This window comes from Vibrio sp. TRT 2004 (genome assembly GCF_050113735.1).
Taxonomy (GTDB): Bacteria; Pseudomonadota; Gammaproteobacteria; order Enterobacterales; family Vibrionaceae; genus Vibrio.
In genome coordinates, this window is sequence record NZ_JBNJOH010000074.1 from 1 (window position 1) to 9,978 (window position 9,978).

General features: G+C 44.5%; 9 protein-coding genes, 2 tRNA genes and 3 pseudogenes. 9 read left to right on the forward strand and 5 right to left on the reverse strand.

Annotated features, from left to right (window positions below; genetic code table 11):
* Positions 1-168: 168 nt before the first annotated feature.
* From ACQEXR_RS19205 to yejK, 3 genes are all read right to left on the reverse strand, one after another.
* Positions 169-1,317, reverse strand: coding sequence for a chemotaxis protein (locus ACQEXR_RS19205; protein WP_331417397.1), 1,149 nt, complete (start codon positions 1,315-1,317; stop codon positions 169-171).
* A gap of 74 nt (positions 1,318-1,391) precedes the next feature.
* Entirely contained in the window at positions 1,392-2,624 is a 1,233-nt protein-coding gene (locus ACQEXR_RS19210; RefSeq protein WP_427020942.1) for an Hpt domain-containing protein, read from the reverse strand.
* Positions 2,625-2,732: 108 nt separating this feature from the next.
* Positions 2,733-3,734 (reverse strand): nucleoid-associated protein YejK, encoded by a 1,002-nt coding sequence (yejK, locus tag ACQEXR_RS19215; RefSeq protein WP_138973578.1) that lies wholly within the window; start codon positions 3,732-3,734, stop codon positions 2,733-2,735.
* A gap of 84 nt (positions 3,735-3,818) precedes the next feature.
* Here yejK and ACQEXR_RS19220 point away from each other — a divergent pair, with 84 nt between their 5' ends.
* The 6 genes and pseudogenes from ACQEXR_RS19220 to ACQEXR_RS19245 all read left to right on the forward strand — a co-directional run.
* Complete coding sequence (locus ACQEXR_RS19220) at positions 3,819-4,043, forward strand: YejL family protein (RefSeq protein ID WP_138973579.1); 225 nt, start codon at positions 3,819-3,821, stop codon at positions 4,041-4,043.
* A gap of 28 nt (positions 4,044-4,071) precedes the next feature.
* Positions 4,072-5,874, forward strand: a complete 1,803-nt coding sequence (locus tag ACQEXR_RS19225) for a DUF3413 domain-containing protein (RefSeq protein ID WP_426968332.1) — start codon at positions 4,072-4,074, stop codon at positions 5,872-5,874.
* Positions 5,875-5,928: 54 nt separating this feature from the next.
* Positions 5,929-6,005 (forward strand) — tRNA-Pro (locus ACQEXR_RS19230).
* A gap of 173 nt (positions 6,006-6,178) precedes the next feature.
* Positions 6,179-6,269: transfer RNA gene (locus ACQEXR_RS19235), tRNA-Ser, on the forward strand.
* Positions 6,270-6,354: 85 nt separating this feature from the next.
* Entirely contained in the window at positions 6,355-6,675 is a 321-nt protein-coding gene (locus tag ACQEXR_RS19240) for a DUF6538 domain-containing protein (RefSeq protein WP_427020943.1), read from the forward strand.
* A gap of 291 nt (positions 6,676-6,966) precedes the next feature.
* Positions 6,967-7,122, forward strand: a pseudogene (locus tag ACQEXR_RS19245) (type VI secretion system PAAR protein); the annotation flags it as partial.
* Positions 7,123-7,257: 135 nt separating this feature from the next.
* On the opposite strand, the gene ACQEXR_RS19250 reads toward ACQEXR_RS19245, so the two are convergent.
* Together ACQEXR_RS19250 and ACQEXR_RS19255 are read right to left on the reverse strand one after the other, a co-directional pair.
* Positions 7,258-7,740, reverse strand: a complete 483-nt coding sequence (locus ACQEXR_RS19250; RefSeq protein WP_427020944.1) for an NUDIX domain-containing protein — start codon at positions 7,738-7,740, stop codon at positions 7,258-7,260.
* A gap of 12 nt (positions 7,741-7,752) precedes the next feature.
* A complete protein-coding gene (locus tag ACQEXR_RS19255; RefSeq protein ID WP_427020945.1) occupies positions 7,753-8,676 on the reverse strand; it encodes a histone deacetylase family protein in 924 nt (307 codons plus the stop codon).
* A gap of 82 nt (positions 8,677-8,758) precedes the next feature.
* Here ACQEXR_RS19255 and ACQEXR_RS19260 point away from each other — a divergent pair.
* From ACQEXR_RS19260 to ACQEXR_RS19270, 3 genes and pseudogenes are all read left to right on the forward strand, one after another.
* Positions 8,759-8,890, forward strand: a pseudogene (locus ACQEXR_RS19260) (LacI family transcriptional regulator); the annotation flags it as partial.
* 248 nt (positions 8,891-9,138) lie between these two features.
* Positions 9,139-9,681, forward strand: a complete 543-nt coding sequence (locus ACQEXR_RS19265) for a YbhB/YbcL family Raf kinase inhibitor-like protein (RefSeq protein ID WP_426953139.1) — start codon at positions 9,139-9,141, stop codon at positions 9,679-9,681.
* Between the two features lie 16 nt (positions 9,682-9,697).
* Positions 9,698-9,907 (forward strand): annotated as a pseudogene (locus tag ACQEXR_RS19270) (AraC family transcriptional regulator); the annotation flags it as partial.
* Positions 9,908-9,978 lie beyond the last annotated feature (71 nt).

The following is a 9,978-nucleotide window of genomic DNA, read 5'->3' on the forward strand; positions in this document are numbered from 1 at the left end:
AGGAGACTGTGAACCATCACAAATGATGAAAAATCAGAAAATACCCCACTGCTACAGAGGGGTCGTTCGCAACAGTACGGTTCGCTATCCAGTCTGTTGCGAACACGTTAAGTGATAGGAGTTGCCTAATCTGAGGCGCTTTTTGCATTTTCGTTCTTAGAAACTCATCTAAGCACTCTTCTTCACCGCACTTCGTTTACCAAGCAAGTAACCTAGCCCTAGAGGTGCGAAGAATATCGCGACGATAAACAGGACAAAATAGATAATGGTACTCTTAATCAGTTCCACCAACTTGTCCATCGCTAGTGTCAGCACGTCTTGTGACACCTTATCGAGATCCTGAGTAAATTTCTCTCTCTCTGCACTGACGATCAAAGCAATCTCTGCACGCTCTCGAGCGACCATCTCCTCTAGCGCCTGACGTTCAAGACTCAATTGGTCGAGGCGCGCCGAGGTACGAACATCGATATCATTAACCAGCGGCTGCAACTGAATCGCCATCTGTTTGGCAAGATTCTCCATATACTCTGGGTTGTTTTCTACAAAGTCCTGAAAAGATTCAGAAGTGGCCTGCAAACTTTGTAGCGTCGCCGTTAACTGCTCACCACTAATACTGCTGTTCATCGCGATCAATTGCGCTTTCCAAGTCATTATCTTTGGCGTCTGCTCAGAGACAAGACTCAATCGGTCCGACACATCACCAAGCGCCTCAGGCATGGTACCCAACGTCGAGACAGCTTCACTTTCACTGATTTGGTTTGCTTCTAACCAAGCACGATATGCGGGAGTTCTAATAAAACTTAAGTCTTCAAATGGGTGCTTAGCGGCAAACTCAGCCACAAATGTTTTAGTCGTGTTATAGCGACTTCCCTTTAGCAAAGAGTGGGCTAAGTTATCGATTTCTTGAGATAGCCTTTGCGAGACTTGCTTGGCATCGGATGTAACAAATAGCTCACTACCCGCACCAGAGTTAAAGAATTGATTCATCTGCTCCGTGAAGACCCAGCTATCGATCAGAGCTGCGGTTGGAGAAACTTGATACGCTGAACGTTGTAACCCTTCTTCAGCGTTGATCTTCCATAGCAAAACATAAGATTGGTTAACCTTGTCTTGAGGCTGATAATTGGCAGCGATAGTATCCGCTGCTTGTTCAACCTGAGAAAAGAACTGCTGTGTGTATTCACGAGTGAGCAGCCTCATATTAAGTTCTTGCTGCGTTAACGGCGTCGTTTGACTATCCAGTTTAACTTCTAGCAGGGAACAGCCACTCAATGGCAATAACAGTAAAAACAACCAAATGACGGAAGAGCGACGCATTAACTAAACCTCAGATTGAGCGAATAAAAACAAGCTCGATAGTTTATCGATTGAAAGTCAGTATACCGTCAATTTCACTGATTATTATGCTCTTTTAAGAAAAGTCTGGCTTCTGAGATGGCTCTTTCCAGACGCCAAGTCAGCTCATCTAGTAAATCTGGCACCAGAGTAATATCGTCTTTGATTGCCACCTCTACTTTACTGGCTGCTTGACGTAGTTTAGTCGCGCCGAGATTGCCGCCCACCCCCTTGAGACTATGGGCTTTTCTTTGCGCTTCTTCAGGGGAATCTGTCAACAATAGCGTAATCTGCTCACCGTCTTTATGGTGGTCCACGATGAACACTTCCAACAACATGCACACCGATTCCATATCGTTGTTCAACGATTCAAGCATTTTTTCAAAGTTAATCTCAGGCTCATCTGATGCATTGTGAAAGGTGTTTTTTCTTACTGGCGTATCATCCGGAACAACTTCGATGGCAGTGGAGGCTTCGACCTCTTGCTCTGACTCCTCTCCCTGCTGAGACCCCGCCTGACGAGTATGACGATAAGCAAGGGGGAGCATCAGTAATACTGCCAGCATAAAAGCCAAAGTAATCAATAACCCCAACCAAATATGCTTCATCAACAATTGATCGTAGGCCATTCTTTGAATATCAATTTGAGCATAGACATCGTGCGTCATCAGTTTATCGACGATGTACTGCCCTTGCGCGTACCCCCCTAAAACCAACGAAATCTGGGCTAAGACTTGTTGCAAATCCCGTCGTGCGTCTTTTGGTAACTGGGCAGACAACGAGTAGATTTGGTCTAATTCTCGGTAGATTTTAGGACTCGATTTCCGGTCGCTGAAAATCGCTTCTAGAACATTGGCACTGATTCGGTAATAGAGCAGCGATAATTCGGCATCATTTGAGTATCGTTCACGTTTAAGGCGAACCTGCTCGACAAGGGTCAGCAGATCTAAATTGTTATCCAAGTAGATCTGTGTTTGCTCTATAAATCGGTCGGTAGTAAAAAGTAACTGATTGACATCTGGTAGGTACCAACTTTTCTGATAATGCGCATCGATTTGTAATCGAAGAGCATAGATAAGCTGTAGATCGAGTGATTGCGAGTCCGCCATATGGACGCGATAAGGCGTGTCAAACGAGAAAGTCTCTCGCAAGTCTTGAATACTGCTGCCGAGCTCATAGATTTGCTCTTTCGTCGCATTTATCGAGCGATAACTGTTTGCGAGTACTGCAATGCAAGCGACCCACACACACAGTAACAACCACCCGATTTTAAGCGCCTTACCTTCCATGCTCCCGCCTAAATAGATTATTTCCCTTTAATACAAGAATATACACTATATAGAGGAATTGGAGGACTAACTGGCAAAATATTGCAGTCAGTCCAGTTCTTATACCAATTATCTATTTCGAGTCAGTTGATCACGTAGATTTGGTGGTGTGCCTTTGATGGTTAGCGTGTCTGTTTCTGGATCGTAGAAAATGCGTTCACCAAGTAACAAACTATCGAAGCTGACATTCAAACCACCACCAGCACCAACGTATTTGGTGAGTTTGCGTACGGCGGCACGATCACCAGGAAAGCTCTCTTCCAACTGATATCCCTGCTCTTGTGTGTAGTCCAAGAAACTGGTGCCATCTTGTGATGGAGGTAACTCGCCAGATAATTCTCTCACCTGAACTTCATCGCCAGATTTGATTTGTTCATTACAGTAATCTGCCACCTGTTTCTTGTAGCTGATTACTTCCTCTTTTTCGAGCTTAGAATCCGCACAGAAATCTTCGACCGCTTGCATCAATACTTGGTTTTGTACTTTGGCGTCTAGACCCACTTCTGCTTGCAGAAAATCAAGGAAGAAATCCGCAACCTTACGTCCAACGCGTCCTTTGATGTAAGCGAGGTAACGGTTGGAATCTTTGTCCGTCTCAAAGCTGGTCAAATCGATTCGTGCGGCAATATCCATTTTTGATAAATCAAGATAATCTGTTGCGCTGATGTCCAACCCTTCCGTAACCTTCAAACTCTGGTTAGAAGGAATAATCGCCACAAAAAGGTAGTCAGTAGCCAGTGACTGATATTCAGCAATAACCAAAATGCCTTCATCAGCAAATGGGTATTTAGATAGCTCATCCTTCAGACGGTTGGCACTGAGCTGAGAGAAATCATAAAAATTTTGATTTCCTTGACGTAATTCTTGCAACCAGACCTGAAAATCGCTGTCTGATTTAAAGCTGCCGAAGCCTTTGCCTGCTTTTGAATTGAACACTCGATGCAGTTCAGCCACTAGATTTTCGGTAGAAGAATCGTTAGCGAGAGACTCGGTTCGAAAGTTAACAACCAGTTCATCGGCATCGTTTTTTTGCAGTTGATGAAGAATAACGTTTGAAAGATGAAGACTCATGATGAAATTTATCGCTGCGTAGGTTTCAGTTGCGTGGCATTGTAGGTTATCATAAGCCGCTTTACTATCATCATAAGAGTCTTTATGCCGATTACATCTAAATACAGCGACGAACAAGTTGAACGAATCCTAACGGAGATCGCCGCAGTACTTGAAAAACATTCTGCTGGCCCAGAGCTTGCATTAATGATTGCGGGTAATATCGCTACCAATGTCTTAAATCACGATATTGCTGCTTCACAACGCAAAGCAATTGCTGAAAAATTCGCAGAAGCGCTTGTTTCTTCTGTAGAAACTAAAAAACACTAAGAACAATAACGGATAATAGAACACTTACATGGTTGATAACGGAAATACATACGGCGAACGCGTATCGCGGTTAGTGGGTTGGGGGCACTGGTTTGCCTTTTTCAACATCATCGCAGCAATGCTGATCGGAACCCGTTATATCACTCAATCTCCGTGGCCTGAAACACTACTAGGACAATTCTACCTAGCAGTATCGTGGGTTGGTCACTTTGGTTTCCTTGTCTTTGCCTTATACCTACTTGTTCTATTTCCTCTGACCTTTATCATTCCGTCACGTAAGCTGTTCCGCTTACTGGCGGTCTGTTTTGCAACAGTCGGTTTAACTGTACTGCTGGTCGACACGCAAGCCTACCAAACCATCAATTTGCACTTGACCCCTGTGGTATGGGAAGTGCTATTTAGCGATGAAGGCTCAACGCTAACCGTAGACTTGCAGCACTTATTTATCGTCCTGCCACTGATATTCTTATTGCAGCTTGCCTTATCTGAATGGGTGTGGCGTAAGCAACGCAAGTTGTCGCACAAACATGTTGGCCGTCCGATCGCGGCACTGTTTTTTGTAAGCTTTATCTCAAGCCATCTGATTTATGTCTGGGCTGACGCGTATTTTTATAACCCAATCACAGCTCAGCGCGCGAACTTCCCTCTCTCCTACCCGATGACCGCGAAGTCATTCATGGAAAGACACGGGCTGCTTGACCGCGAAGAGTATTTATTGCGCTTAGAACAAAGCCAAGATAGCAACGAGCTAGTACGCTATCCACTGGAAAAAATTGAGTTTGACCGTCGTGCAAACCCACTTAACGTTTTGGTTGTTAGCGTCAATAACCTACGCTCCGACGTACTGACGCAAGAAACGATGCCTGCGGCTTATCAGTTCGCGCAACAGAACCAGAACTTTACCAACCATTACAGCTCAAGTAATGACTCATTTGGTACCTTCGGTCTGTTCTATGGATTACCTAGCAGCTACTCAAGCAGCATTAAGGCACAGGGCTCTAAGCCTATCCTTATAGACACTCTTATCGAAAAGCAGTATCAATTCGGTCTGTTTAGCGGCGATAACTTTGATGAACCTCTTTACGGTGAAACAGTTTTCCGCGGTATGAACTTTACTGGTATTGCCTTTAACGACACTCAATCACCAGACTCGCTAGCGATCCAAGCTTGGGCAGATTGGGCAAAACAACAAGGCAATAAACCTTGGTTTAGTTACATTGAACTGACGACCGTCGATAACTTTAACGCATACGACAGCGGTGAAGCTCAGTCAGCAGCAAACAAATTGATCGCTGGCTATAAAAAATCGGTGGCAACGGCTGACCTAGAGATCGCTCAGTTGCTCAAAGAAATCAATACGCTTGAGCTCAGTGATTCAACCGTGATCATCATTACCTCTAACCACGCTACAGAGTTTAACGAGACGAAAACCAATAGTTGGGGTTCAAACTCAAACTACAGTCGTTATCAGTTACAGGTTCCAATGATCATTCACTGGCCAGGTAAAGTTGCCGCTGAATATCAGCATAGAACAAGCCACCTTGATATGTCGGTCACTTTGCTTCAAGACTTACTCGGCGTATCGTCGAACCCAAGTGATTTCAGTAGTGGTCGTAATCTGTTTGACGAACGCAAACGCAGATGGATCTTGGCAGGCGATTCGCGCGATTTAGCTTTAATTACCACCAAAGACACCACAGTCATTGATAAGTTTGGTAACTACAAACTCTATGACGAGAATTACCAACGTCTAAAAGATGAGAACCCAACTTTGCCGGTTCTGATGCAAGGCTTGACTGAATTGCAGCGTTTTTACGCAAAAAGCAACTAAATCATAGCGTTATAGGATTGACCCACAGCGTAATTAAGATTAGATTATGGGCATCGGACTGTAGCGCAGCTTGGTAGCGCACCGTCATGGGGTGTCGGGGGTCGGAGGTTCAAATCCTCTCAGTCCGACCATACACCTAAAAAAAGAGAGCTTCGGCTCTCTTTTTTATTGCCTCAAAGCAACCTAAAGTATAAAAAACACTCGCTTAACCACCTTTTTACTTTCAACCGCTCAATATTAAAGCAAACAATAAAATTAGGGGTTTACAAGATTTGTGAACCTCTATATTATTCGCTTCAACAACGGAGAGATGGCTGAGTGGTTGAAAGCACCGGTCTTGAAAACCGGCATACGTTAATAGCGTATCTAGGGTTCAAATCCCTATCTCTCCGCCACTTTCAAAGATTAAACCGCTGTTTTTATAGCGGTTTTTTCGTATCTATAGCCTCAGAAATCATCTTGCACAGGAAGGTAGCACAGATGTACTTAATGAGACTTCCCAACAGCGTGTACTACACACGCGTCGCCACCCCACTTTCACTGCGTATCAGTGGCTATCCTAAAGAGTTTAAATTCTCCCTACTGACTCGTGAGAGAAAAGTTGCTTCCTTAAGAAACATTGTGCAAGTTCAATTACTTATGGCGTTATTTGAGAAAGCTAAACTCACGGCTATGTGTGTCAGTGACTTTCTTAAGTACCTTTCAGCACAAGGAGCTAATCAACCTACTAATAGTCTTGCAATGGCTTACCGCGATGGATTGATACAGCGTCAGCTTCGAGTCTCTGATATTAAGCTATGAGCTTTACCTTGTATTTATTTTTCCGATAGCGGAGAAAGCCAACATCTAAATGCGGGCAAGAGAGGTATCTCTTGGCTCTTTGCCGTGCACAACCTTCGGTTGGCATGATATAGAACAGTTGTAAACACGACTTTGCCCCCAAAGTAAGTTATCGCTAGCGGTAACCAAAGACGCTTGTGACTCAAATGACATCTATTGATCTTTATTCATATTCTTAAAGCACTTCATTGCTTAACAAGAAATATGAAATTAAAGTCTTATCCACTATAAATATCGTGGAGGACTTGTGAAATGGCTAAAGCAGTTAAAGTCGGGGATCTAGGAACTGAGCATGATGGCTTTCCACCTACTCCTGTTACGGCAGGTTCTCCAGATGTGAAATTTGATGGTCAACCCGCGGCGCGGGTTGGAGATCCGTTAGCTCCTCACGATAAACCCATGCATCCACCTCCTACATTGCATCAGCAATTCTTCCTCCTTTACTCCTAGGAGGCATTGGCATAATGACGCATCAGTTATGTAATCCACAAAGATAAGTGACCTCTTACAGTAAGGTATGGCTCAAAGTTACAAATCACCGTTCTATAGTTGATTGATGTTTTCATACTGACCTTGAACGTAACTACCTAGATGGGTGGAAAACAGTCCTGATTCAATCAAATCCAGCGCCTTGTTTTTTAGCTCTTTAGGGTAGATGCGTAAGTCAACTAACTCGGGAATCGGGACCCATTCTACAGATTGAATATACCTTTCATCATTAAGACCACGCAGGTTTCTTGTATGCGGAACGCCAAGGTAGCTGTCGATAAGATAGAAAAACTCTGCATGATAACGATTGGTGTGTGTCTCCAAAAACTCCCTGACGCAGATAAGCTCGCCGACCTCGACCTCTATTCCTGCCTCTTCTTTAAACTCTCGCACCACACAGGCCTTGGAGCTCTGGTCACAAGCTTCCATTCCCCCACCTGGCGGAATCCAATATTCACCGCTAAAGTCTTTCACCTTTAGCAGCAACATTGCACCATCTTTTATCAATAGCCCTGCCGCTCGGATGCGATGCTCCATGAGTGCTCCTTATTAACGTCCATAAGTGTTTATCGCCGCACGAATCAGTTGCATGTGGATTGGAACCAACTCTTGATGCTCACTTCGATAACCGCCCCCAACCACACAAGCGATGGGGATCTGCTTCTGTTTCGCTAACTCAAACATAAACTGATCACGCGCGTAGATCGCTTCACTCGTTACATTTAAATAGCCTAGCTCATCATCCTGATGAATATCGACGCCTGCATCATAAAGAATAACATCAGGTTGATGAAGATTGATCGCCATCTCAACAACGGAAGTAAATGCCGAAAGAAATTCTTTATCATCAGCGTCTCTTGGCAGGGCAACATCTAAATCCGAATCGGGCTTACGCGCGGGAAAATTCTTATCGCAGTGAAAAGAGAGGGTAATAATCCGCGCATCTCCATCGCATAAGGTCGCTGTACCGTCTCCGTGATGCACATCACTATCCACGATTAAAATCTTATCGACACCTTCTATATCTAGCCCTTGCTTGGCGGCAAGCACGAGATCATTAATTAGGCAGAAGCCACTGCCAAAATCGTAATGTGCATGATGATAGCCACCACTGAGATGAATCGCGACCCCGTTATTGTATGCCTGCCGAACGGTTTCACAGGTTCCACCAGCCGACATTAAAGTCCGATTGATCAACTGCTCACTCCAGGGAAAACCAATTCGGCGCATTTTAGTGACGCCAAGCTTTCCGGTTATCAATGAATCAATGTAGTCGGGGCAGTGACACTGACTGACTTGCTGCTGCGATAATGGCTGAGGCTCAACATAGTGCAGACTGCGGAGCCATTGAGGATCTTTCCCTCTTTGTTCTTCAATGGCTTCAAACAATAAGCGGTACTTGTTGATAGGGTAACGATGCCCAGCAGGTAGAGCTAATTGTGAATAAAGCGAGTGATAAATCAGAGGGATCATATTGGTTCGATTTGAGCAAAGATTACGGCTCATGTTATCAGTTGGTTATTTGGTTGCAAGGCTACTCATCGACTTCAGTGGTCAAATAGTCGAGGAAACTGGTGTAGTCTGCGCAGAGTCGATTCTCAATCTATTGAATGGCAACAAGCACGAGGTGCGTTTACCGCCGATTTTGTTGATTGTCCGCCAATCAACAAAATCGATTTACCGTTAACGCTAGCTGCGCGTGAGAGCATAGGTTAACAACGACTATCAATGCATCCAGCTTGAGTTATAGTCGTCAATCTGGCGAAGCTCAGCTTCAGGTTGCTTACAGAGCTTATCAAATCACTATAAGTATCAAAATTAATCACATTTTAGATTATGATGATACTTATTGTTTAGTTACTATCTTGCGCTTCCTCTAATCTGTAGTGGTCAAAAACACTTTAAACATCAGAGATAAGGAAGGTTAATATGAAAATGAGTAAGCACACACTTGGCTTGGCGTTACTTTCAGCCACCAGCATCGCTTTTTCGGGCGCCGCGAGTGCATTTCAGCTCACCAGTAGCGATATTCAGGAAGGTCATCCAATGGCGAAAACCTTTGAGTATGCCGGCTGGGGATGCGATGGAGGTAACCTCTCACCACAATTGAGTTGGAAAGAGATTCCTCAAGGTACCAAAAGTTTCGCTATCACCGCTTACGATCCAGATGCCCCAACAGGCAGCGGTTTTTGGCATTGGATTGCCATTGATATTCCACTAGAAACAACTCAACTGCCAAGAGCAGCGAACATCAGTGAGCTAGGTGGGAAAGAAGTTCGTATAGATTATGGTTCGGTTGGATTTGGTGGTGCCTGTCCTCCGATCTCTGACGGCATGCATCGATACCAATTTACCGTTTGGGCTCTGCCTAAAGCTGAACTAGGGCTCAACAAAGACACACCTGCTGCCGTAGTAGGATTTACTCTTAATAGTATGGCTTTAGACAAAGCGACACTGACAGCCACATACACTCGCTAATCGAAAAGGAGATGTGATGACTCACCTCTATCAAGTGACAACGTTTCGAGCACAGCAGCTCCAAAAGCTCCGTAATGTGACAATTCACTCTCCTAGCCTGATTCAAATATTATCTGGCAGTAAAAGGCTGTTCATTAATCAAGGGACGGTAGATCTTGCCTCGTCAACCTTGTTGCTGTGCGAGGCATCTTCTCGATTTAGCTTTGAGAATCTTCCAGATAAAGGGGCTAATTATATGGTCCGCCTCACTCTCAAGCCCTACGCTTAGAGTAGGCTATCAGAACGAGGTGAACCATA